Annotated in this window: 21 protein-coding genes; 13 read left to right on the forward strand and 8 right to left on the reverse strand. The window is 71.4% G+C overall.

Annotated elements, in window-relative coordinates; all coding sequences use genetic code 11:
- Nucleotides 1-190 precede the first annotated feature (190 nt).
- Nucleotides 191-670, reverse strand: coding sequence for a DUF3592 domain-containing protein (locus J2S42_RS29905; RefSeq protein ID WP_307244433.1), 480 nt, complete (start codon nt 668-670; stop codon nt 191-193).
- 224 nt (nt 671-894) lie between these two features.
- On the reverse strand, nt 895-2,187 hold the full coding sequence (locus J2S42_RS29910; RefSeq protein WP_307244435.1) for a benzoate/H(+) symporter BenE family transporter: 1,293 nt from the start codon (nt 2,185-2,187) through the stop codon (nt 895-897).
- Nucleotides 2,188-2,251: 64 nt separating this feature from the next.
- Between J2S42_RS29910 and J2S42_RS29915 the strand changes: the two genes are divergently transcribed.
- The 7 genes from J2S42_RS29915 (at nt 2,252) to J2S42_RS29945 (ending at nt 9,005) form a co-directional block, all read left to right on the forward strand.
- Nucleotides 2,252-2,776 (forward strand): XRE family transcriptional regulator, encoded by a 525-nt coding sequence (locus J2S42_RS29915; RefSeq protein ID WP_307244436.1) that lies wholly within the window; start codon nt 2,252-2,254, stop codon nt 2,774-2,776.
- A gap of 766 nt (nt 2,777-3,542) precedes the next feature.
- Nucleotides 3,543-4,187, forward strand: coding sequence for a sigma-70 family RNA polymerase sigma factor (locus tag J2S42_RS29920; RefSeq protein WP_307244438.1), 645 nt, complete (start codon nt 3,543-3,545; stop codon nt 4,185-4,187).
- A complete protein-coding gene (locus tag J2S42_RS29925; RefSeq protein ID WP_307244440.1) occupies nt 4,184-4,981 on the forward strand; it encodes a hypothetical protein in 798 nt (265 codons plus the stop codon). The genes J2S42_RS29920 and J2S42_RS29925 overlap by 4 nt, the downstream gene beginning before the upstream one ends.
- A gap of 195 nt (nt 4,982-5,176) precedes the next feature.
- The gene (locus tag J2S42_RS29930) at nt 5,177-5,857 is read left to right on the forward strand and encodes a hypothetical protein (protein WP_307244442.1); all 681 of its coding nucleotides are present in this window, start codon (nt 5,177-5,179) and stop codon (nt 5,855-5,857) included.
- A 201-nt stretch (nt 5,858-6,058) separates the two neighbouring features.
- Nucleotides 6,059-6,826 carry a DUF4142 domain-containing protein gene (locus tag J2S42_RS29935; RefSeq protein ID WP_307244444.1) on the forward strand — a complete coding sequence of 256 codons (768 nt, stop codon included), beginning with the start codon at nt 6,059-6,061 and terminating at the stop codon, nt 6,824-6,826.
- A 60-nt stretch (nt 6,827-6,886) separates the two neighbouring features.
- Complete coding sequence (locus J2S42_RS29940) at nt 6,887-7,957, forward strand: Pecanex-like protein 1 (protein WP_307244445.1); 1,071 nt, start codon at nt 6,887-6,889, stop codon at nt 7,955-7,957.
- Nucleotides 7,958-8,108: 151 nt separating this feature from the next.
- On the forward strand, nt 8,109-9,005 hold the full coding sequence (locus J2S42_RS29945; RefSeq protein WP_370879287.1) for a DNA-3-methyladenine glycosylase family protein: 897 nt from the start codon (nt 8,109-8,111) through the stop codon (nt 9,003-9,005).
- Between the two features lie 55 nt (nt 9,006-9,060).
- Here J2S42_RS29945 and J2S42_RS29950 read toward each other — a convergent pair whose 3' ends face one another.
- On the reverse strand, nt 9,061-9,795 hold the full coding sequence (locus J2S42_RS29950) for a helix-turn-helix domain-containing protein (protein WP_307244447.1): 735 nt from the start codon (nt 9,793-9,795) through the stop codon (nt 9,061-9,063).
- Nucleotides 9,796-10,023: 228 nt separating this feature from the next.
- Here J2S42_RS29950 and J2S42_RS29955 point away from each other — a divergent pair, with 228 nt between their 5' ends.
- Nucleotides 10,024-10,689 (forward strand): DUF4097 family beta strand repeat-containing protein, encoded by a 666-nt coding sequence (locus tag J2S42_RS29955; protein WP_307244450.1) that lies wholly within the window; start codon nt 10,024-10,026, stop codon nt 10,687-10,689.
- Nucleotides 10,690-10,750: 61 nt separating this feature from the next.
- On the forward strand, nt 10,751-11,590 hold the full coding sequence (locus J2S42_RS29960; protein ID WP_307244451.1) for an alpha/beta fold hydrolase: 840 nt from the start codon (nt 10,751-10,753) through the stop codon (nt 11,588-11,590).
- Here the strand turns inward: J2S42_RS29960 and J2S42_RS29965 are convergent.
- The 5 genes from J2S42_RS29965 to J2S42_RS29985 all read right to left on the reverse strand — a co-directional run bounded on the left by J2S42_RS29965 (nt 11,546) and on the right by J2S42_RS29985 (nt 19,084).
- Complete coding sequence (locus J2S42_RS29965) at nt 11,546-12,538, reverse strand: hypothetical protein (RefSeq protein WP_307244453.1); 993 nt, start codon at nt 12,536-12,538, stop codon at nt 11,546-11,548. The genes J2S42_RS29960 and J2S42_RS29965 overlap by 45 nt on opposite strands.
- Nucleotides 12,535-15,306, reverse strand: a complete 2,772-nt coding sequence (locus J2S42_RS29970) for an AAA family ATPase (RefSeq protein ID WP_307244454.1) — start codon at nt 15,304-15,306, stop codon at nt 12,535-12,537. Before J2S42_RS29970 ends, J2S42_RS29965 begins: the two co-directional genes overlap by 4 nt.
- Nucleotides 15,303-16,469, reverse strand: a complete 1,167-nt coding sequence (locus J2S42_RS29975) for an exonuclease SbcCD subunit D (protein WP_307244456.1) — start codon at nt 16,467-16,469, stop codon at nt 15,303-15,305. The genes J2S42_RS29970 and J2S42_RS29975 overlap by 4 nt, the downstream gene beginning before the upstream one ends.
- A gap of 14 nt (nt 16,470-16,483) precedes the next feature.
- Nucleotides 16,484-18,247, reverse strand: a complete 1,764-nt coding sequence (locus J2S42_RS29980) for an ATP-binding protein (protein ID WP_307244458.1) — start codon at nt 18,245-18,247, stop codon at nt 16,484-16,486.
- 102 nt (nt 18,248-18,349) lie between these two features.
- On the reverse strand, nt 18,350-19,084 hold the full coding sequence (locus J2S42_RS29985; protein ID WP_370879288.1) for a pyrimidine reductase family protein: 735 nt from the start codon (nt 19,082-19,084) through the stop codon (nt 18,350-18,352).
- Nucleotides 19,085-19,346: 262 nt separating this feature from the next.
- On the opposite strand from J2S42_RS29985, the gene J2S42_RS29990 reads away from it, so the two are divergent.
- From J2S42_RS29990 to J2S42_RS30005, 4 genes are all read left to right on the forward strand, one after another.
- Complete coding sequence (locus J2S42_RS29990; protein ID WP_307244460.1) at nt 19,347-20,654, forward strand: ABC transporter substrate-binding protein; 1,308 nt, start codon at nt 19,347-19,349, stop codon at nt 20,652-20,654.
- A gap of 104 nt (nt 20,655-20,758) precedes the next feature.
- Entirely contained in the window at nt 20,759-21,754 is a 996-nt protein-coding gene (locus tag J2S42_RS29995) for a carbohydrate ABC transporter permease (protein WP_307244462.1), read from the forward strand.
- Between the two features lie 83 nt (nt 21,755-21,837).
- On the forward strand, nt 21,838-22,662 hold the full coding sequence (locus tag J2S42_RS30000) for a carbohydrate ABC transporter permease (protein WP_307249125.1): 825 nt from the start codon (nt 21,838-21,840) through the stop codon (nt 22,660-22,662).
- Nucleotides 22,659-24,035 (forward strand): GH1 family beta-glucosidase, encoded by a 1,377-nt coding sequence (locus tag J2S42_RS30005; RefSeq protein WP_307244464.1) that lies wholly within the window; start codon nt 22,659-22,661, stop codon nt 24,033-24,035. Before J2S42_RS30000 ends, J2S42_RS30005 begins: the two co-directional genes overlap by 4 nt.
- Nucleotides 24,036-24,051 lie beyond the last annotated feature (16 nt).

Raw genomic sequence — 24,051 nt, forward strand, 5'->3', positions numbered from 1 at the left:
TCCTCCCTGCGGCTTCCGCGGCTGGTCACGCGAACCCTCACACCGATCGCGGACGTCTCCCGACGCTCCCGCACCGCCTCGGCGGCCCGGCACCTGCTCACCCGGCCCCGTTCGCGGGCCTCGGTGTTGCCCGGCCGCCGCTGACTGCCGCCGCCGGCCGGGCCGCCGCGCGAGGCCGGGAATCCGGGAGTCAGCTACGCCATCGGATGCGGCCGGTGAAGGAGAGCGGCGCGAGGAGGGTGAAGAATCCGGCAAGGCCGAGGAGGAGCCAGGTGACCACCGGGTCCGGCGCGGACCGGGCCTCCGCGATGCTGAACGCGGGGTTCAGCGGGTCGTAGACGACTTTCGCGGTGCCGCCGGCCACCGGGGCGGGGTTCCAGCCGAGCGTGCCCACCTCCGCGGTGATCTGCTGTCCTCCGGTGGTGGTGAACCGGAGCAGTGCGTTGCGGTCGTCGCCCGCGCGCAGCACCTCCGCCCGGGCCTGGATGCCGCGTTCGCGCAGCGTGGCCGCGTGCCGGTGGGCGGCGGACGCGGCGGTCAGGCAGAGCAGCGCGGCCAGTACGCACAGCGCACCGGTCACCGGCGGGCTGTTCGCCCACGCGAGGAAGCCGTCGCGCGGCGTGAACGGATTTCGGTGCAGGCCACGTGGACGCCGGCGGTTCGCTGACACCACACCCCTCCCGCCCGGTACAACGAATGCCCGTATTTCTTGATTACATCCGCGTCTCGCCGGAAGAGGCGGCACTTTCGCCGAATGCCCGTGGCCGGTTACGCCCTGGGGGCTTCCACCCGTGGCCCGTCACGCCGTGGTGGGCCGGTGCCGGTTCGTCCGGGGCCGGTTCCCGCACGGCGGCACGGTCGCCGACGGCCGGCGGCCGTGTCGCCCGCCGCCGGTCACGTCGTGGTGGGCCGCGCCGGCGCCGGTTCGTTCGCGGCCGGGCGGCCCGGGTAGGCCGGCGGCGGGATCTCCTCGTTCGCGGCCGGTGAGGCCGGAGCCGGTGGGGTGGCGGGCGAGCCAGGTGGTGCGGAGCGGCGGAAAGGGCGGAGGAGCAGCAGCAGGAGGGTGCCGGCGATCAGGCCCCAGAACGCGGAGCCGACGCCCAGGAACGAGACGCCGGACGCGGTGACCACGAACGTCACCACCGCGGGCTCGCGGCCGGCCGGCTCGGCCACCGCGGAGGAGAGCGCGGCGGCCAGCGCGGACAGCAGTGCCAGGCCGGCGACCGCCTCGATCAGGACCGGCGGCGAGAGCAGGACCAGCGCGGTGGCCAGGCCGGCGCCGAGGCCGAGCAGGATCATGAAGCCACCCGCGCTGACCGATGCGATCCAGCGCCGGCTGGGGTCCGGCGACGCGTCCGGGCCGGCGGCCAGGGCGGCGCTGATCGCGGCCAGGTTCACCGCGTGTGCGCCGGCCGGTGCGCCGATCGCGGTGGCGACGCCGGTGGTCAGCAGCACCGGCCGCAGCGGTGCCCGGTAGCCGAAGCCGGCCAGCACGGCCATGCCGGGTACGTTCTGCGAGGCCATGGTGACCAGGAACAACGGCAGCGCCAGCGAGATCAGCGCGGCGGGCGTGAACATGGGCGCGGTCAGCGTGACCGTGGGCCACAGCGGCACCGCGCCGAGGCCGCCGGCGGGTGCGGTCAGTGCGATGCCGGCCGCGGCGACCACGAGCGCGACCGGCACGGCCCAGAGCCGGGCGAAGCGGAAGAGCAGGGCCCAGACCACGATCACGGGTACGGCCAGCGCCGGTACCTCCGCGATCGCGCGTACCGGTGCCAGGCACAGGTCGAGCAGCACCCCGGCGAGCATCGCTCCCGCGATCGGCTGCGGGATCGCCGCGATCCACCGGCCGAGCGGTGCGAACAGCCCGGCCAGCACGATCAGCAGGCCGGTCACCAGAAACGCGCCGACCGCGGCCGGCCAGCCGCCCTCGGGGACGCCGGTCGCGACCAGCAGCGCGGCGCCGGGCGTGGACCAGGCGATCGCGATCGGCAGGCGGTGCCGTACCCCCAGGAGGATCGCGACCAGGCCGACGGCCAGGCACCCGGCGAGCAGGCCGGACGAGGCCTGGGCGGGGGACGCACCGACCGCGCGCAGTCCCGCCAGCACGATCGCGAACGAGCTGGCGAACCCGACGACGGCGGTGACGGCACCGGCCACGACCGGCTGCACGAGCTTGGACACCACGACCCCCGATGATGATGGCAGCGTTCCGTATACGGAACGATGAGCCATCGTGCACCATGTCACGGTGACGACGCCAGGGGGAATCGGCCGGCGCCTGCGCGAGCTGCGCGAGGCGAGCGGGCTGTCGCTGTCCGAGGTGGCGCGGCGTGCCGGAATCGGCAAGGCGACGCTGTCCGGCCTGGAGACCGGCAGCCGCAATCCCACGCTGGAGACGCTCTACGCGGTGACCGCGCAGCTCGGCGTGCCGCTGGGTGCGGTCCTCGCGGCCGACCCGGCGCAGCGGGTGAGCGGCGCGGCCGTGACCGCGACGCTGCTGGAGACGTTCGAGGAGCCGGGCGCGGTGTTCGAGCTGTACCGGCTGCGGGTGGCCGCGGGCGCACACCAGTCGTCGCCGGCGCACCAGGCGGGCGTGACCGAGCACCTGACCGTGTTCGCGGGCGCGCTGCGCACCGGTCCGGCGGACGCGCCGTTGCTGGCCGGGGCCGGTGAGCACGTGTCCTGGCGGGCCGACGTCCCGCACGTCTACCAGACCGTGGGCGAGGCGGACGCGCACGCGTCGCTGCTGATCCGGACGCCGCGCGCCGGATAACGGAACGGTCACGGTCGTCTCGGCCGCCTTGAACGCCCAGCGCGCCTTATGAATAGTGGTCTCGCCCCGATCGAACGATTCTTTTCGATTGATTAAGGAGTTCTTAGACGACCTGTAATCCTCTGCGAGAACACGCCAAGAATCAATTGGCAGTGCAGGCTCCCGGATCGGGCGCCGGCTGCGACCATGCCGTTCACCAGCCCAGTGAGCTGCTCAGACAGTGGTCGTCCCGGATGTCGCCGGCGCACGACGAATCGGCCGGTACGTGCTGTGTCACATCGCGTACCGGCCGATTTGCATGAATCGCGGCCAGCGGTGCGCCGTCGCGCGGCGGATCCCCGCGCCCGTGATGGATTGTTGGGTCTTAAGTCGTCCCAAAGTCTGAAATGTGACCCGATGCACAGCGTCAGGGATCATTTGTGCAAATCGGACCGGTCGCACTGCCGGGTGACCGAGGCCACACAGATTCACGGATTTCTCCTCGTCGGATTGATCCAACGAGCCCTGCCTCCGCGTACCTACTGGCGATCGAGTCGAGCAGCGACCGTAACCGGATGAGGAGGTGGCGATGCACCAGGTAGCCAGCGGTGGTCGTGGAACGGACACTCTGTGTGCCCCTGGGCAGCCGCGATCAATAAACCGGTGGCTGACGCTCGACGGCAGCTCGATCAACCGCAATGATGGGCCGGTGACGCCACGACCGGCTCCCCGGCACGAGGCCAGGCCTGCCGCGCACGAGGCAACTCCTGACTTCTCGCGCCCTGCCATGAACCCAGCACCCTCCCCTCGCATCCCCGGCAGCACCACCGGACCGGTCGACCCTCGCGGAAGAGGGCGACGCGGTGGCGGCGGCGACGGCGGCGAGGGCACCGGAGGCTTCGGCCCGACCGGCTCCGCCAAGAGCGAGGACGCGCTCGTCCGCACGCTCTACGAGGAGCACGCCGGACCGCTGCTGATGTTCGTGCTGCGACTGACCGGTGGTGACCGGCAGCGCGCCGAGGACATCGTGCAGGAGACGCTGCTGCGGGCCTGGCGGAACGCGCACCGGCTGGGTGCGCAGGGACAGACTTCGCTTCGGCCGTGGCTGGTCACGGTCGCCCGGCGGATCGCCATCGACGATCACCGGAGCGAGAAGGCCCGCCCGACCGAGACCTACGACCGCGAGCTGGAGACGTTCCCGACGACATCCGACGAGACCGATCGGCTGTTGCAGGAAATGACCGTCTCCGACGCGTTGCGCACGCTCACCACGGCGCATCGGGAGATTCTGGTGGAGACTTACTTCAAGGGGCGCACGGTGCAGGAGGCCGCATCTGCGCTCGGGCTGCCGCTCGGCACCGCGAAGTCGCGCGTCTACTACGCGCTGCGGGCCCTGCGGTCGGCGCTTCAGGAGCGGGGGGTGACGGGGTGAACGACCGATTCTCGACGTCGGCCCCGGAGGGGGCGTCGCCCCACACGGACGTGGGGTCGTACGCGATCGGCGCGCTCGACGAGTACGAGACGGCGCGTTTCGAGGAACACCTGATCGACTGCGACGAGTGCGCGGCCGAGCTGGAATCCCTGATGCCGGTCGTCGACGTGCTCAGCCGGGTGGATCCGCCGAGCTACGTGGCCGCGGAGCAGACCCACCGCGAGGGCCGGGTGCTGCAGCGGATGATGGGCACGGTCGGCAAGGAGCGCCGCCGGGCGCGCCGCCGACAGCTGGTCACCAGCGCGGCCGCGGTGGTGATCCTGGCGGTGGTGACCACGCTGTCGCTGTTCGCCGGCGGTCAGATGTTCGGCGGCGACGGGGGCAGCACACCCGAGGCGCTGCCGTCGCAGCAGGGTGAGCTGCCGCCGGACCCCAACGGTCCCGGCATCGGCGGCCCGAGCGGCGGTGACCAGTTCCAGGCGACCGACCCGCGCAGCGGCGTGCAGCTGCTGGTGGACTTCCGGGAGAAGGACTGGGGCACGCAGGTCAACTTCATCGTCCGCAACATCAAGGACGTGGAGGAGTGCCGGCTGGTGCTGATCACCACGAACGGCAACGAGGAGGTCGTCACCAGCTGGAAGGTGCCGGCGGCCGGTTACGGTACCGCGGAGAACCCGAATCCGCTGGAGCTGTCCGCGCAGACCGCGCTCGACCGGTCGGACATCGCGTTCGCCTCGGTCCGCGCTATCTCGGACGACGACAAGAGCACCACGATGGTGACCGCGCCCAACTGATCACGCTTATCCGAAGAGCCGGGGCCCGTACTTCACGGGTCCCGGCTCTTTTTGGTTCAACGGCTTGGTGTGAAATTGTCCACCGCCGATCCCCGATCCACTTCGAGGCGACGTGCGTATTCACCGGCAGAACGGAAAAGCGGACGAACCCTCAGGGAGATCAACGTGGTTACCCAGAAGCGAACCCTTCTCGCCATGACCGGCACCATGGGTGCGCTCGCCGCGGCGCTGATGCTGGCGTCGGGTTGCGCCCCGGTCAGCTACGACACCGCTGGAGAGGGGAACCAGGTCCCCGCGGCGAACTCCGTGAGCGAGTCCGCGGACCCTGAGGCCAGCGCCGACCCGGAGGCGTCCGAGGCGCCCGAGGAGGAGGAAGAGGAGGTCGAGCTCGCTCCCGAGCAGCTGACCGAGAAGCTCATCAAGCAGTCTCCGGACCAGATGGGTGACGTGGTCGCGAACGAGGAGGGCTACCTGCTCTACCGCTTCGACAAGGACAGCAACAAGCCGGCCATCTCCAACTGCAACGGCGACTGCGCGCTGGTCTGGCCGCCGGCGCTGACTGACGGCGAGCCGGAGCTGGAGGGCATCGACGAGGAGCTGGTCGGCACCGTGCTCCGGTCGGACGGCACCCGTCAGCTGACGCTGGACGGCTGGCCGCTGTACACCTACATCGGTGACGAGAAGCCGGGCCAGTGGAAGGGCCAGAAGGTCGGCGGCACCTGGTTCAACGTCCAGCCGGACGGCAAGAAGAACCTGAACTGCCTCCCCGAGGGCACCCCGAAGGCGGTGCCGGTGCCCAAGAAGGAGGACGGCAAGGGTGGTGCCGCACCGGCGCCGAGCGCCTCGGGTTCCGCCTCGAGTGACTACGACTACTGATCGCAATTAGGCGATAACGGAAAGGGCCGGCCGCGTTGAATGCGGCCGGCCCTTCGCATTCGGCGGGTCTTTTCGGAGCATCACCCGAACGGGTGAAGATCCAGGTTCAGAAGAAATTCGATTAATCAATTTTCGATGGCTTGAACCCTCCGGACCCCGAAATCCGTGAAGCGTGATGTGTCGACTAGTGGAGGTGAAGTGATGGCGGCTGTGCGGCTCCGGCGCCGGGGTGCTCGCGCGGTTTCCACCCTCGCGATCCTGGGGGCTGTCCTGTTCTCGGCGCCCGCCGTGGCGTTCGCCCAAGCGCCGACCCCCGAAGTGGTGGATCCGGCCGCGCAGGACCCGTCCGGCCCGATCACGTCCGCGGACGAGCAGTTCGTGATCGCGGTGCGGCTCGCGGGTCTGTGGGAGATCCCCGCCGGTGACATGGCCTCCGAGAAGGGCGAGTCGCAGCGGGTGAAGGAGGTCGGCGAGGCTCTCCGTGAGCAGCATAAAGAGCTCGACGGACTGGCCGTGGACGCCGCCGCGAAACTGAACATCCAGCTGCCGAACGAGCCGAACCAGGACCAGTCGAACTGGCTGGCTGAGATGGAAGCGGCCGAAGGGGCGGAGTTCGACGAGATCTTCGTGGCCCGGTTGCGCGCCGCACACGGCAAGATCATCCCGGTGGTCAGCACGATCCGCGCCGCGACCCGTAATGACGTCGTCCGCGCGCTGGCCCAGCAGACCAATGCCTTCGTCATGACTCACTTGACGCTGCTGGAGAGCACCGACCTCGTGAACTACGCCGGACTGCCTGCCGCGCCCAACGCGCAGGCCGACCCGGTCACCGGTGCCAACGCGCTGCTGGCGGCGGCGCAGGCACGCGGTGCCACCGGCGGCTTCGACACGACCGCCATCTGGCTGGTCCTGGTCGTGGCCGTGGTGGCCGGCGCGTTCGGCGCCGTTCGCATCATCCGAAGTCGATAAAAGCGCTGCCTCAACCCCAACCCGGCAACGCTCGATCTGCAGTAAGGAAGGTTGCCCGTCATGCCCAGGTGGACGGATAAGCTCAGGTACTCCCTGGCAACGCGGAACAGGAAGATCGTCGCCGCTGTCGCGACCGTCGCGGTGTTCGGTGGCATCATCGCCGTCACCCAGGTGTCGAACGCGGCGACCAACCGGCGCAACAACCCGAACCGGGGACAGGCCTGCCAGGCGGCGCCACAGCCGCAGGTGAGCGCCACGACGTACCCGCGCAACGGTCGTGGCTCGTTCATCGACGAGAACGGGCGCCGGCAGAACGTCGGTGACGGCCAGGCCTCCGAGCAGGAGATCAACGAGGCCCGTCAGCGCAACCGCCGGAACCGGGGCTGCCGGCCGGCCTCGCCGCCGCCGGCCGCGACCCCGTCCAGCACCACCGGCAACAACAACGGCGGTGGCAACAACAACGGCGGTGGCAACAACAACGGCGGTGGCAACAACAACGGCGGTGGCAACAACAACGGCGGCGGGAACAACAACGGCGGTCAGAACCCGGGTGCCGGTGAGGGTACGGTCCGCGAGGACACCAACGGGCTCGCGATCCTCGGCGACGACTGCGGCGAGAGCCAGCTGCAGCCGCACACCGGTTTCCAGGAGGGCAATCGCTGCGTCGACACCGAGTTCGGTGAGGTCGGCAGCGCCGCCAACAACCCCTCGCTGCTGATCACCGACATCCCGGACAACGTGGGTGTGAACCAGCCGTTCACCATCTCGGTCTCCACCCGCAACCTGGTCCGTGACCGCTTCCTGGGTGCCGCCGCCGGTGGTTACTACCTGGAGAGCTCCTTCCTGAACGACGACGGCCTGGTCCGCGGTCACTTCCACACCGCCTGCCGGATTCTGCAGAACAACAACGAGGCCCCGGACGCGGCTCCGGCCCCGGCGTTCTTCGTCGCGACCGAGGACGGCGGCGGCGGCCGCGCCCCCGACACCGTGCAGATCAACGTGCCGGGCCTCCCGGCGGCCGGTGAGTTCCAGTGCACCGTCTGGGCCGGTGACGGCTCGCACCGCACGCCGATGATGGAGCGCGCGAACCAGACCCCGGCGATCGACTCCGCCCGGGTGCAGGTCGGCTGACACGTCCCGAGGTACCGGCCGCCGTCACTGGACCTACCCCCCTCGTGACGGGCGGCCGGCGCCAAGGGCTCTGAAGAGGCGGTGCCGGGGCATGTGAAGGGATGCCCCGGCACCGCTTCTTCGCGTCCCGGTCCGGTGGCACACTGGCGACGTGCTTCGTCTACCGCTGCCCGAGGGCTACCACCTCCCCGGCTCGACGCGGTACCTCGGACTGGGGCGTTCCGACCCGTCCGCCCGGTTCGTCGACGGTGTGTTCTGGTTCGCGGCGCACACGCCGGACGGCCCGGGCTCGCTCAGCCTCACCCGGGACGGCGCGGCGCTGACCGCCCGCGCGTACGGGGCCGGGGCCGGGTGGCTCCTGACGCATGCCGGTGCCATCGCCGGGCTGGACGACGACGTCACCGGATTTCCCGCGGTTGCCGCCGGGCATCCGGTCGTCGCGGAACTCGCCCGGGTGCATCGGGGCGTCCGGCTTCCCGCCACCGGGCTGGTCTTCCCGCGGCTGGTGCGCGCGATCCTGGAGCAGAAGGTCACCGGCAAGGAGGCGTTCCGCGGCTGGTCCGGCCTGGTCCGCCGGTACGGGACACCGGCGCCCGGACCGTGCCCCGACCTGTGGGTGCCGCCGGCCGCCGACGTGGTCGCCGGCCTCGCCTACTGGGCGCTGCACCCGCTCGGCGTGGAACAGCGCCGCGCCCAGACCGTCCTCCGCGCCGCCACGCTCGCCGCGACGCTGTCCCGCTGCACCGACTCGGCGACACTGACCCGGCGCCTGCTCGACATCCCCGGCGTCGGACCGTGGACCGCCGCCGAAACGGTCCGCACCGTGTGCGGCGACGCGGACGCGGTCAGCGTCGGCGACTTCCACATCCCGAACACGGTCGCATGGGGCCTGGCGGGGGAGGCCCGCGGTGACGACGCGCGCATGCTGGCGCTGCTGGCCCCGTTCGCCGGCCATCGCGGGCGGGTGTGCGTCCTGCTGGAGGCCGCCGGCATCGCGGCGCCGCGCTTCGGGCCCCGGATGCCGATCCGGTCGTTCGCCCGGTTCTAGGTCCTGTATCGAAGTGGATGGCCGGGCTGCGGCGAGGCCCACTTCGATACAGGAGCTAGGGAAGATCCTGATCGGCGGCTGACCGCTCCGGCGCGGAGCGAAGGACGGCCCGCGCCTGGTCGGCGGCCCGGGTGATGCTCTCACTGATGAAATCCAGGAAGCGGGCGACGTTCTCCAGGCGGGCCGCCGCGGACGTGTCCGGACCGAGCACGGCGGCACCCTGGCGGGCGACGGCGACGAGCTGGTCGTTGGCCCGCGCGCTGGCGACGGTCGCCTGGTAGAAGAGTTCGTCGTCGACGATGTAACGGTCGCGGCGGCGCTCGTCCCGCTCGCGGCGGACCAGGCTCTGACTCTCCAGGAAGGCAATCGCCTTGGAGACGGACGCCGGGCTGACCCGCATCCGCCGGGCCAGCTCGGCCGCGGTCAGGCTGCCGCTTTCGGTGATGAAGAGGCAGGTCAGGACGTGGGCGCCCATGCGGGACAGGCCCGAGGCCATGAGCACGGTCGTGAGCGTCTCCGCGTACTCGGTGACGGCGGCGGTGTCCCGCCCGTCCGGGCCGGCCGATCCGGGACCGCGGGCGGCCGCACGACCGCGGTGCGCGCGGCGTTCGGTGGCCCGGTGCGCCAGGTCGGCGCGGTACCCGTGCGGGCCGCCGTTGCGCATCACCTCGCGGGTGACCGTGGAGGTCGGCCGGTCGAGGCGCCGGGCGATCTCGGCGTAGGGCAGATCGTCGGCCAGGCCCAGCGCGATCTGCTGACGCTCCTGCTGGGTGAGTCTGCCTCCGGGCATCACGGACTCCTCGATAGGTCGGTCGCGACCGGGCCACGATAGCGTTCACCGTCCGTCATTGCAAAGGCCGCTCGATCGCGCATTGCGTTACCGCTCATTTCGTTGCAACGATCTAAGCGTCTTGAGCTGGTCTTATGCCAAACGATTGCAATCAGATAGTTGCCGCTTCGTGGAAAGCAACGTAGCGTTTCCCATGTCAGAAACGAGGCACGAGCACTGGAGAACACCATGCAGACCTTCGTCACCCCCGCCCCGATCGCCGCCGTCCTCGACGTTCCGGCCGGGCGCGTCCAGTTCATCGCCGCCGCCCGCGCCGACACCGTCGTCGAGGTGCGCCCGGCCGACCCCGGCCGGAGCCGCGACGTCCGGGCCGCCGAGCAGACCACCGTCACGTACGCCGACGGTGCGCTGCGGATCCAGTCCGCCCAGTCGTCGCACAGGCTGCTCGGCCCGGGCGGATCCGTCGAGGTCACGGTCCAGCTGCCGGCCGGCTCGCGGATCGAGGGCAGGACCGCCGGCACGGAGGTGCGGGGCGTCGGCCGGCTCGGCGACGTCAGCTTCGAGGGCGCCCACCGGCGCATCAAGATCGACGAGGCGGCGAGCGTACGGCTGACCGCGACCGACGGTGACGTCGAAGTCGGCCGCCTCACCGGACCCGCCGAGATCAGCACCGGCCGCGGTGACATCCGGATCGCCGAGGCCGTCCGGGGCACTCTCCTCCTCACCACCCAGCAGGGCGACATCACGGTCGCCGCCGCCACCGGCGTCTCGGCCACGCTGGACGCCGGCACCGGTCACGGCCGGGTCAGCAACGCCCTCCGCAACGACGGCACCGCCGCTCTCGACATCCGCGCCACCACCGCGCTGGGCGACGTCACCGCCCGCAGCCTCTGACCCCTCCGGCCGCGCGGGTGCGCGGTCGCACACCCCTCGAACACTCGCTAAGGAGCACGACATGACCAGCACCGGCACTCCGTGGACCGGCATGATCCCGATCGACGACACCGCTCTCGCCTGCACCGACACCGGCGGCACCGGCATTCCGGTCGTCTACCTGAACGGGCAGTTCGCGACGCAGGGCTACTGGCGGAGGGTCATCGCCGGCCTCGGCCCCGCCTGGCGGCACATCACCTACGACGAGCGCGCCCGCGGCCGGAAGTCGAAGACGTCGGCCGACTACTCGTTCGCGGCCGGCATCCGCGACGTCGACGCCGTCCTCGCGGCCCGCGGGGTGGACCGGGCGCTGGTGGTCGGGTGGTCCTACGGCGCTTTCCTCGGGGCGCACTGGGCCGCCCGCAACCCGGACCGCGCGATCGGTGCGGTCCTGGTCGACGGCGCGATGCCGCACGACTGGCTGGACGACGCCATGGAGGAACGGATCCGGACGATGTTCCGGCGGATGGCCTGGTTCATGCCGCTGCTGCGCCCGACCGGCCTGGTACCGCGACTGAACGCCGAACAGCAGGCGGCGAGCAACATCGAGCTCGGGAGGCTCTCCCGGGAACGCGAACTCGGCCCGGTCATGGACCGCATCACCGTCCCTACCCGCTACGTCCTGGCGTCCGGCACGTCGCTCGGCAGCAGGGGTGACGAGCAGGAGGTGATCCGTGCGGGTCTGGACGAGGTGGTGGCGCGCAACCCGCACATCCGGATCAGCGCCAAGGTCGCCAGCAACCACAGCATGATCCTGCGCAAGGATCACGCGGCCGTGGCCGCGGCGGTCCGGGAGGTCGCGGGTGCGGCGCAGGGCTCAGCGGTTGCGGGTGGCGGTCTCGTACGCGGCGCGGGCGGCTGACTGGGTGAGCGCGCGGTGGAGCAGCCGCGAGTCGCCGAGCATGGCGCGGAGGCGGCGCTCCAGGCCGGCGATCGGGATCAGGTTCTGCGGCGCGCGCGGGTCCTTGTACGCGGTCGACGCGAACCGGGGCAGCGTGACCAGCGCCAGGTCGGCCAGGGCGAACGCGGCCGCGGGCGGCAGGTCGGCGGAGCACTCCGCGCGGACGATGCCGGCCCAGGGGGCGCCCGGACGGCCGGGGAGACGCAGGTACCAGGAGTAGGCGCCCCAGGTGGTGCCGGTCAGGAAGACGGGGGAGCGCTGGCCCGGCTTGAGCGAGGTGACCACGGCGGCGAGGCGCGGCGGCAGGTACTGGCGGTGCTGGGTCTTGATGTAGCCGATGGTGCGCGCCAGCTGGCGGCGGTTGCGGAGCGGGCCGTCCACGACCAGCAGGTCGTCGTCGCCCGCGCCGGCGCGGGCCTCGGTGGACACGTCGACCTCGAGCGCGGTGAGCGGGGCCTGGATGGCGGCCGGTAGCTTGCTCTGCTCCCCGTTGCCGGTGACGCGCTGGATCGCGTACCGGATCGACCCGGCGACCGCGTCGGTGGCGCTGGGGCTGGCGGTGAACAGGCCGCGCTGGACGCGGGCGCCGGCCAGCTCGGCGGCGCCGCGATCGAGGTCGCAGCGGACCACACCGGCGGCGTACGAGGCGGCGAGGCCGGGGTAGGACCCGCCGTCCTCCTCCTCGGTCCACAGGCCGGCGTCGATCCGGCGGACGCCGTCGACCAGCAGGATCACCCGCGGTGGGCGCAGGCCGGGCGCCGGCAGGAGCGGCTGCCAGGCGTCCGATGGCACCTCGACGTCCGCGTCGACCTGAGCGGTGCTCTGCTCGGACGGACCGGCGAACCCGCCGTCGGGCTCGATGTTCGAGCCGTAGGCGGGGTCCCACGCGTCGATGAAGTAACGGGTCACAGGCCGCTCCGGGTCACTCGCGCGCTACGGGCATCCTTGCGCACCTCGAAGCGGACCGGGATCCGCTCGGCGAGCGCGCCGACATGGGTGACCACGCCGACCATCCGGTCGCCGCGGGCGGCCAGGTTCTCCAGCGTGGCGGCGACCGAGTCGAGCGTGACCGCGTCCAGCGTGCCGAAGCCCTCGTCCAGCACGATCGACTCGAGGCTGGCCGCGGTGGTGGACATGCCGGCCAGCTGCTCGGAGAGCGCGAGCGCGAGGGCCAGCGACGCCTGGAACGTCTCGCCGCCGGAGAGCGTGCGCACGCCGCGGCGCAGGCCGGCGTCGTGGTGGTCGACGACCCAGAACTCGCCCTTGTCGTGCACCAGCTCGTACTGCCCGCCGGACAGTTCGCGCAGGATCCGGGAACCGCCGTCGACCAGCAGATCCAGCGCCTCCTCCAGCAGCCATCGCTCGAAGTTGTTGGCACGCAGGTGGCCGGCCAGCGTCTTCGCGACCCGGCCGTCGCGCTCGTGCACGGCCCGCTGCTCGCGCAGCTCGGCGGCCTGCTCGCGGCGCTCCTCGATGCGCCGCAGCGCGCCCTCGGCCCGTTCGGTCGCCACGGCCGCGGCCCGCAGATAGTCGGCCTCGCCGCGCTTCGCCGGCGCGGTCAGGCCGACGGCCTGGAAGAGACCCTCGATCCGCACGTGTACGTCGTCCGCCTCGCCGCGCGCGGCCAGCAGCTCGGCCTCGGCCGCGGTCCGTGCGTCCGCGCGCCGCGCCACCTGCTCCGCCGCCCAGCCGGCCAGCCCGGTCCAGGCCGCGGCCACGTCCTCCCGGTCCGGTGCCGGTGGCCCGAACGGCGCGACCGTGTCGCGCGCGGTGTCGAAGCCCTGCCAGGCGGCCCGGAGTCGCTGCTCCGCGCGGTCCGCCTCGGTCTGCGCGCGGCGCTGCGCCTCCCGGGCCCGGCGGACGGCCGTGCCCGCGGCGTCCAGCCGCTTCCGCAGCGCCGCGATCTCGTCCAGCTCGCGCCGGAGCGCGTCCGGTCCGGGCGACCCGGCGATCTTGGCGGTGGCCGCGGTGAGGCGGTGCTGGAGGTCGTCGTGGCGGGCCCGCGCGCGGTCCAGCGTGCGCTCCAGCTCCCGGGCGGCCTGCTCGCGCTCGGTGACCAGCTTCGCGGCCCGGTCCGCGGCGGCTCGCGCGCTCTTGCCCTCGGCCTCGGCCGCCGCGACCGCGGACCGGCCGGCGGCCCGCTGCGCGGCGGCATCCACCGGCCCGGAACCGGACCGGCCGGCCTGGACGGGCGTGGACCGGCTCGGGACGGCCTCACCGCGCGGCCGGGGCGTGCCCGCCCGGTTGCCGGTCTGCCCGGTGCCGTGGGCGTCGGTGCCCCGCGCGTCCGTTCCATGGCCGGCGGCATCCTGGCCGCCGCGACCACCGGGGCCCGGCTCGTCGCGGGCGCCGGGGCCGTGCCGGTGGTCGATCGGGCGGCCGGCGGCGTCGACCGGCACCGTGTACCCGGTGGGGGTCTCGATCGGCAGCGCCGTGACGGTCCGGGCGCAGACCGGGCACGGGTCACCGACCGTGAGGTGCAGGCGGAGCGCGGTGGCGCGGTCGGCGTTCTGCGCGTCCTGGTATGCCTGGCGGGCCGCCTCCAGCGCGGCGGTGGCGTGCTCGTGATCGGTGCGGGCGGCGGCGACCGCGGCCGCCGCCGTGCCGTGCTCGCGTTCGGCCGAGGCCAGCAGCGCGGTCAGTTCGGCCGCCTGCTCGGTGAGCGTGTGCGTCTCCGCATGCGCCTCCAGCAGCAGCCGGAGCGCGGCCGGGTCACCGCTGCCGGCGACTTCGCCGCGGACCTTCTCCTCCTGCTCCTCCGCGGCGTGCACGGTCTGCACGGCGTCGGCCGCGGCGGCGCGGGCGGCGGCGGCCGCACCGGCGATCGCGGCCACGTCCGCGGGCGCGCGCACGCCGCGCAGCTTGGCGATCTCGGCGTCCAGCGTGGCGACCGCGGTGCCGGCCGCGGCGGTGCGCTCGGCGGCCGCGCGCAGGCCGGGCAGCGCGGCCTCGACGCCCTCGGCCAGCTCGATCACCCGGTCCAGGTGGTCGGCCGCGGCCGCGAGGTGCGCGTCGTCCGTGTCGTCCAGGCCGGACAGCAACTGGTCGACCGCGGACAGCTTGGCGTCGGCCGCGCCGGCCCGCGCCGTGGCGCGGCGCTGGACCTCCTCGTAGACGCCGAGGTCGAGCAGGTTGACCAGGATCTGCTGCCGGGTCGCGGGCTTTGCGTGCAGGAAGTCGGCGAACTGCCCCTGCGGCAGCACCACGCACGTGGTGAACTGCTCGTACGGCAGGCCGACCGCCTCCTGCACGGCCTTGTCCATCTCCGCGGGCGTGCCGGCCAGCACCTCGCCGAGGTCCTCCGGGGACAGCCCGGTGTCCAGCTTGGTCACGTCGAAGCCGCGCGGCATCAGCTGCAGCCCGGCGCCGCTGGTGTTGACCCGGCCCTTGCCGTCCCGGCGGACCACGCGGGTCGCCACGTACCGCTCGTTGGCGGACTCGAAGACCAGCCGGACCCGGGCCTCGACCGCGGACGGGGAGAGCGCGTTGACGATGCCGCGCGCGGTGCCCCAGCGCGGGACCTGGCCGTAGAGCGCGAACGTGATCGCGTCCAGCACCGTGGACTTGCCGGAGCCGGTCGGGCCGACCAGCGCGAAGAAGTCCGCGTCGGTGAAGTCGACCGTGGTCTGCTCGCGGAACACGGTGAACCCGGACATGTCCAGCCGCAGCGGCCTCACGACGCGCCTCCCGGAATCTCCTCGTAGATCTCGTCGAACAGGTCCTGCACGCCCTCGTCGTCGTGCCCGCGCACCTTCAGGTAGTCGGCGAACAGCGTGCTCGGCGAGCGGCCGGCCCGCTGCGCCGCGGTCGGGCTGGTGCGGGTGGGCAGCATGTCCGGGTCGATCCGCACGTCCAGCGCGTTCGGCAGCAGGTCCTGTACCTCCTCGCGGAGGCCGGCGCGGGGCATCTCGCGCACGTAGACGCGCAGCCAGCCGGCCGCGTCCGTGTTGCGCTCGGCGAACCGCTCCAGGTCGGGCAGCGTGCCGCGGACGGTGCGCAGCGGCGTCGCGGAGGAGATCGGCACCGTACGGGGACGGGCCGGCCGGGTCGCGGTGACCTCGACGATCGTGACGGACGGCGTGTTCTCCTCCTCGCCGAAGTCGACCGCGAGCGGGCTGCCGGAGTAACGGATCGGGCACGGGCCGAGGATCTGCTGAGTGCGGTGCAGGTGACCGAGCGCCACGTAGTGCGCGGTGGACGGGAACACGCTGGCCGGGACCGCGTAGCCGAGCACGGTGTGCGCGTCCCGCTCGCCGCCGCCCATCTTCGCGCCGACCACGGTGAGGTGCCCGGTCAGGATGTTGACCGCGCTGCGGTCCGCGAAGTCCTCGGTGAGCTTCGCGATCAGCCGGCCGATGTGGTCCGCGTACGTCTGCTGCGCCTCGGACGCGGTCAGCTCGTACATCTCCACCGCGCGCACCGCGTACCGCTGGGAGAGGAACGGCAGCGCGACCAGCCGCCACGTCTCGCCGCCGGCCGTGGTGCCGGTCAGCACGTGCTCGGCCGCGGTCTCCCGGACCGTGCCGCGCAGCTTGATGCCGGCCGCGTCCGCCCACGGGCGCAGCGCGTCCAGCGCCGGGCCGTTGTCGTGGTTGCCGCCGATCGCCACCACCTCGGCGCCGGTGGCGCGCAGCGCGGTCAGCGCGCGGGTGACGATGCGCGTCGAGTCGGGCGTGGGCGCGGCCGTGTCGTACAGGTCACCGGCCACGATGACCAGGTCGGGCCGCTCCTTCTGGGCGATCTCGACCAGGTCGCGGAGCACGTTGATGTGCTCCTCCACCCGGGTGTGTCCCTTCAGGACCTTCCCGACGTGCCAGTCCGAGGTGTGCAGGATCTTCATGGGGCGGTCCGGTCCTAGAAGGGGATGTCGTCGTCGGAGATGCGGGAGCCCGCGCCGGCCCGGCCGCCGACCACCGCGAACGGGTCGGCGGACTGGACGATGGAGCGCAGCGTGCCGGTGGGTGCGGCGCCGGCCTCGGAGACGCGGGTGGCCCAGGCCGGGAACGGGAATTCCACGCAGAGCGGTACCGGGATGTCCGGCTGGTTGACGAACATGGTGCCGGGCTTGGCCAGCAGCACCCGCTGCCGTTGCGCGGGCGGGAGGAAACCGTACTCCGGGCGGCCGGCCTCGGCCGGGTCGAGCCGCCCGACCACGCGGATCGCCGAGTTCGTCACGATGCGGCGCTCGACCTCGCTGGCGGTCTGCTGCGCGCCGATCAGGATCACGCCGAGCGACCGGCCGCGCTCCGCGATGTCGAGCAGCACCTCCTTGATCGGCGAGGTGCCGTCCCGCGGCGCGTACTTGTTCAGCTCGTCGAGCACCACGAACAGCAGCGGCTTGGCGGTGCCGGCCTTCTCCTTGCGCTCGAACTCGCTCTTCAGCGTCACACCGACCACGAACCGCTGTGCGCGGTCCGGCAGGTTGTGCAGGTCGACCACGGTGACCTGGGCGCTCTCCGACGTGTTGATCGAGTGCGGCCGGCGCTGCGCCAGGTCGCCGCGGATCAGCCGGGACAGGTCCTTCTTGCTGGAGATCAGGCGGCGGGCGAACGCGTTCGTGGTGCCGATGCCGACCGCGGAGCCGGCCCAGTCGCGCCGGGTGTCCTCGTCGCTGAGCTGCTCGACCAGGAAGTCGACCAGGTCACCGTAGGAGCCGATGCGCCGGCCCTGGATGCTGACGCCGCCCTCGGCCGGGACCGCGACGCGCTGCAGGTGCGCGGTGACCGCGTGGACGACCATCGTGTACTGCTGGCGCTCGTCGTCCGCGTCGGCGAACACGTACGGCAGGAGACCGGTCTCGCAGAACTCGGCGAGCGTCCAGTAGAACGCGTCCACACCGGTCAGCCGGCTGCTCACGTCCGGCGTGCCGGAGGCGTCGCCGATCCGTGGTGGCGCGTAGACCCGGACATCCGCGAACGCGTCCGCGGGGAGACCGAGCTTGCCGTACGCCTCGGTGGTCCTCTCGTCCAGCCGGGTGTTCGGGTGGTCGAGGAACAGCAGGTCCTCGCCCTTCACGTTGAAGATCAGCGCCTTGGAGTTGACGCTCTCCGCGCCGAGCACGCCGGACCGGAACACGGAGTAGAGCAGGAACGTGGCGAAGCTGGTCTTGGTGGCCACGCCGGAGATGCCGGAGATCGAGACGTGTGCGCCGCGTGTGCCGTCCAGAAAGTCCGCGTTCAGGTAGACCGGGACGCCGTCGCGGCCGGAACCCATCGGGATCGGCCGCTCCATCCGGTCGAAGTGCAGCGCCTGCGCGCGGGCGACGCCCTCGGCCCGGAACACCGGCGCGCCCGGTGCGGGCGGCACGTAGAGCTCCGGGTCGACGCGGGTGGTGGTGATCTCCGCCGCCTCCTGGATCAGCGCGGGCAGCGTGCCCTCCGCGATCGCGAAGACGTCGGAGTCGAACTGTGCGCCCTCGTGCCGCGCGCGCACCTGGGTGACCACGCCCGCGATCGTCACCGGCTCGCGGTCCGGCAGCTCGCGCCGGGTCACCACCACGTCGTCGAGCTGCAGGTAGGCCCCCGGGGTGACGGCGGTCCAGAACTGCAGCGGCGTGGCGTCGGCGGTGCCCAGCACGCGGCCGACGGCGGGGCCCGGGTCCGGGGGGTCTACTGGCACCCGATCATCGTGCCCCACGGGTACGACAACAACGGAAGCCACGCCGCGGTCGGCACCCGCTGTCCCCATGTTATCCACAAGATCTTGTGGTTACCCACAGGGTTATCCACAACCCGTGGGCGCTCGGTCCACGGACGGGTGACGTCGGACATAGCGAACCATCAGGTGGTCCCCGCCGCGCAGCACGTGCGCCGGCCGCATGTCCCGCGGCGGGGAAACCGGCCCGGCCGTGATCCGGGAGGCGCCCGCCCCGGCCAGCACCGGTGCCACGGTCAGGCACAGCTCGTCGACCGCGTCCGCGGCGAGCAGCGTGCCGAACAGCCGCGGGCCGCCCTCGCAGAGGATCTGGTCCAGCGCTCTCGCCCGTACCGGTGACAGAAGATCTTGATCTTCGAAACGGACCACGTCGGCCACCCGGAGCAGGTCGGGACGGTGCGCGCCGGACGAGGTCAGAATGATCGGGCGGACCGGTGCGTCGGCGAGCGCGGGCATCGCCGGGTCGAGGTCGAGCGAGTGCGAGACCGCGACCAGCGTGGGTACGTCCGGCAGGCCGTGCGCGCGCCGCCACGCGACCCGCGGCGGGCTGAGCCGGATCGGGCGGTAGTTCTCCCGGCGCAGCGTGCCGGCGCCGACCAGCACCGCGTCCGCGAGCATGCGCAGCACGCCGAAGACGCGCTTGTCGTCCGCGCCGGAGAGCGCGGTGGAGAGCCCGTCGATCTCCATCGCGCCGTCCGCGCTGGACACGAAACTGACCCGCAGTGTCGGCCGGGCGGGCCGGGCGTAATGCGCGATCAGTGTCTCGTCGTCCAGGTCAGGGCCGGTAACAAGCTCTTTCACGAGCGAAAGCCTAGTGCTGGCACGGTTTTTCGTGAGCCACGCATCGCGGGCGGTAACGAAATGGGAACGCTCCCATCGGCCCCTTGACACTCATGTAACGTGTCGGCAATCTCATGGGAGCGCTCCCGAGCAAGCAGTGGGCGGCACCACACCACGCGGGCCGGAGGGCGTGCTCGTCGATCCTGGGCATCGATCGACTTTGACGTTCAGGGCACATAGAACGACCCACCACTTCCACCATCACGACCTGAGAGGGGTCAGGATGAGCGTTCCGAGGCGCCGCCTGCGCGGCATCGCGGCGGCGGCTCTCGCCGCCGGCATGGTTTTCTCGGCCGCGGCGTGCAGCGCGAGCGACGGCGACAGCGGCGGCGAGGGCGGCGGCACCGTCGTCCTGCAGTACTTCGGCAGCCCCGGCTTCGATGCGGCGGTCGCGGCGTTCCAGACCGCGAACCCGGACATCAAGGTCGACGCGCAGAACATGGGCGAGCTCAAGGACTTCACGCCGAAGCTGAACCAGTGGCTGGCCACCGGCCAGGGCGCGGGCGACGTGGTCATGCTCGAGGAGGGCACGCTCCTGGGCTACCTGGAGACGCCGGACAAGTGGACCAACCTGCTCGACCTCGGCGCGGCGTCGCTGGAGCAGGACTTCCTGCCCTACAAGTGGGCGAACGGCTTCACCGCGGACAAGTCGAAGCTGGTCGGTCTCGGCACCGACATCGGCGGCCTGGCCATGTGTTACCGGACCGACCTGTTCGCCAAGGCCGGCCTGCCGACCAACCGGGACGAGGTCTCCAAGCTCTGGCCGACGTGGGAGCAGTACGCCGCGACCGGCAAGAAGTTCAAGGAGTCGCCCGCGGTCAAGGATGTCGCGTTCATCGACACCGCCACCGCGGTGATGCAGCCGTACATCATGCAGAACTCGCAGACCTGGTTCTACGACACGAACAACAACTACATCGTCGAGTCGAACCCGGTCGTCCGGGAGGCCTGGGACTTCGGCCTGCAGATGGCGGCGGACGGCCTGACCGGCAAGCTGCAGCGCTGGCAGCCGGACTGGAACGCCGCGTTCGCCAACGCCGCGTTCGCGACCGTGCCGTGCCCGGCGTGGATGACCGGCTCGATCGCGGAGCGCGCCGGCGACGCCGGCAAGGGCAAGTGGGACATCGCCACCATCCCCGGCGGCAGTGGCAACTGGGGCGGCTCGTACCTGGCCATCCCGGAGCAGAGCAAGAACAAGGAGGCGGCCTACAAGCTGCTGACCTACCTGACCGGCAAGGACGGCGAGCTCTCCTCGTACAAGGAGAAGGGCAACATGCCGTCGAACGTGAAGGCGCTCGACGACCCGGCGTTCGCCTCGTCGACGAACGAGTACTTCAGCAACGCGCCGACCGGCCAGATCTTCGGCGCCAGCGCCAAGAGCCTGAAGCCGATCTACCTCGGCCCGAAGCACCAGGGCATCTGGGAGAACCACTTCGAGACCGAGATGCGCAACGCGGAGCAGGGCAAGAAGACGTCCGACGAGGCCTGGAAAACGGCCGTGGCGGACGGCAAGAAACTGGCCGAGGGCTGATCGACCGGTAACGCGTCACGGTGGCGTCCACGCTCGATGAGCGGCGTGGGCGCCACCGTCTCACGGTCTGACCGGCCGCCGGCCGGGGAAGGAAACCCCACCACATGAGCATCGACACCCACGCCGCGGGTGCGCCGCGGCACTCGGCGGGCCCGCCGCCGCTGGATCCCGGAGAGCGCCGCAAGCAGGCGCGCCAGGTGCGGCTCGGACGGCTCGACCTGAAGGCGTCGCCGTACCTCTACGTCGCGCCGTTCTTCGTCCTCTTCGCCGTCTTCGGCTTCTTCCCGCTGCTCTACACCGGTTGGGTGTCGCTGCGTGACTGGGGTCTGATCAAGGGCGACCAGGGCTTCGTCGGCCTGCAGAACTTCCAGGAGGTGCTGACCGACGACAAGTTCTGGAACGCGATGTACAACACGGCCGGCATCTTCGTGGTGGCGACCGTGCCGCAGCTGCTGCTCGCGCTGGCGCTGGCCAACTGGCTGAACCGGAAGCTGCGCTTCCGCACCGCGCTGCGGATGGGCATCCTGCTGCCGAACATCACCTCGGTCGCCGCGGTCGGCATCGTCTTCGGCTTCATCTTCGCCGACCGGTACGGCCTGGCGAACTGGATCCTGCAGTCGCTGAGCCTGGACCCGATCTCCTGGCGGGGCAGCCGGTTCGCGTCCTGGACCGCGATCGCGTTCATGGTCGACTGGCGGTGGACCGGCTACAACGCGCTGATCTACCTGGCGGCGATGCAGGCCATCCCGCGCGACCTCTACGAGTCGGCCTCGCTGGACGGTGCGTCCCCGACCCGCCAGTTCTGGCAGCTCACGGTGCCGCTGATCCAGCCGACGATCCTGTTCACGGTGATCATCTCGACCATCGGCGGCATGCAGCTGTTCACCGAGCCGCTGATGTTCAACTACGGCGCGGCCGGCTCCGGCAGCGGCCTGGAGAACTTCCAGACCATCGCGATGTACATCTACTACACAACGTTCGAGGGCAACTTCAAGTACGGCCTCGGCTCCGCGATGTCCTGGCTGCTCTTCCTGCTGATCATCGGGTTCGCACTGATCAACTTCCTGATGGTCCGCCGTTCGCTGAAGGGGTCGAAGTGACCGCGCTGACTACCCGGCCCGCGCCCGACAACGCGCCGGCCACGCACAAACCCGCCCGCCGCGGCCGCCGTCCCGGCGCGAAGCTGTGGGAGGCGAGCCCGCTCACCTACGTCGCGCTGATCATCGCGGTGCTGCTGGCGATCTTCCCGATCGCCTGGTCGTTCATCGTGGCGTCGCGCGACAACTCGGCGGTCTACAAGATCCCGCCGCCGCTGACGCCGGGCGGCGAGTTCCTGGCCAACACGACCCGGCTGCTCAACAACGACCAGGCACACTTCCTGATCGGCCTGGCCAACTCGATCTTCGTGTCCAGCGTCGTGACGATCTCCGTGGTGCTCTTCTCCACGCTGGCCGGGTTCGCGTTCGCCAAGCTGCGGTTCAAGGGCGCGAACCTGCTGCTGCTGATCATCATCGTGACGATGATGATCCCGACGCAGCTGGGCTACATCCCGCTCTACATCATGATGATCGAGCTGGGCTGGCTCGGCTCGCTCCAGGCCGTGATCGTGCCGTTCCTGGTCAAGGGCTTCGGCGTGTTCATGATGCGGCAGTACGCGATGTCCGCGGTCCCGGACGAGCTGATCGAGGCGGCCCGGATGGACGGCTGCTCGACCTGGCGGATCTACTGGAACGTCGTGCTCCCCACGCTGCGCCCGGCCGCGGCCGTGCTCGGCCTGCTGACGTTCATGGAGACCTGGAACGAGTTCCTCTGGCCCTACCTGGTTCTGGACGGAGACACTCCGACCATCCAGTACTCGCTTAAGATCCTTGCGACGGGCAACTACACGACCGACTACGTGCAGGTCTTCACCGGGACCGCGCTGGCCATCGTGCCGCTGCTCCTCGTGTTCCTCGCGTTCGGCCGCCAGATCATCGGCGGCATCATGGAAGGTTCCGTCAAGGCGTGACGACTCCACAATTCCCGCCGGACTTCCTCTGGGGCGCCGCCACGGCGGCGTACCAGATCGAGGGCGCGGCGACCGAGGACGGCCGTGGCCCGTCGATCTGGGACACGTTCAGCCATACCCCGGGGCGCACGGTCAACGGCGACCACGGCGACGTGGCCTGCGACCACTACCACCGGCTGACCGACGACGTACGGCTGATGGCCGAGCTGGGCCTGAAGTCGTACCGGTTCTCGCTGGCCTGGCCGCGGATCCAGCCGACCGGCTCCGGCAAGGTCAACCAGGCCGGCCTGGACTTCTACCGCCGGCTCGCGGACGAGCTGCTCGAGGCGGGCATCCTGCCCTGGGCCACGCTCTACCACTGGGACCTGCCGCAGGCGCTGGAGGACGCGGGCGGCTGGCCGGCCCGGGACACCGCGGCCCGGTTCGCCGACTACGCGCGGCTCACCGTGGACGCGCTCGGCGACCGGATCACCAACTGGACCACGTTCAACGAGCCGTGGTGCAGTTCCTTCCTGGGGTACGGGTCGGGCGTGCATGCGCCCGGCGTCCAGGACGGCGGCGCGTCGGTCCGGGCCGCGCACCACCTGATGCTCGGCCACGGGCTCGCGCTGCAGGCGGTCCGGGCCAGCACGCCGGAGGTCAATCTCGGCATCACGCTCAACCTGTACGCGACCTCGCCCGCGACCGAGTCGGACGCGGACCGGGACGCGGCCCGCCGGATCGACGGCCTCGCGAACCGGTTCTTCCTCGACCCGGTGCTGCGCGGCGAGTACCCGGCGGACGTGGTGGAGGACCTGGCGGAGGTCTCCGACTTCGGGCACCTCCAGGACGGCGACCTGGCGACGATCAGCCAGCCGCTGGATTTCCTCGGCATCAACTACTACAGCCGGCACGTGGTCGCGGCGCCGGCGCCGGACGCGGTCAAGGAACCGTCCAACTGGCCGGGAAGCGAGACGGTCCGGTTCGTGCACCGCACCGGCGTACCGGTGACGGACATGAACTGGGAGATCGACGCGCCCGGGCTCGTCGAAACGCTTCGCGGTGTTGCGGAGAACTACCCGCCGGTGCCGCTCTACGTCACCGAGAACGGTTCGGCGTTCGTGGACAAGGTGGTGGACGGCGTGGTCGACGACCCGGAGCGGGTCGACTACTTCGACCAGCATCTGCGCGCCTGCCATGCCGCGATCGAGGCCGGCGTGCCGCTCAAGGGATACTTCGCCTGGTCGCTCATGGATAATTTTGAGTGGTCCTGGGGTTACACGAAGCGTTTCGGCATGGTCTACGTCGACTACGAGACGCAGGCGCGAATCCCCAAGACCAGTGCCAGGTGGTACGCCGACGTGATCCGACGTAACGGTCTGGCCGCACAGTAACGCGTGGTCGTACCGT

Origin of the sequence: Catenuloplanes indicus, from assembly GCF_030813715.1 — a bacterium.
Lineage (GTDB): Bacteria > Actinomycetota > Actinomycetes > Mycobacteriales > Micromonosporaceae > Catenuloplanes > Catenuloplanes indicus.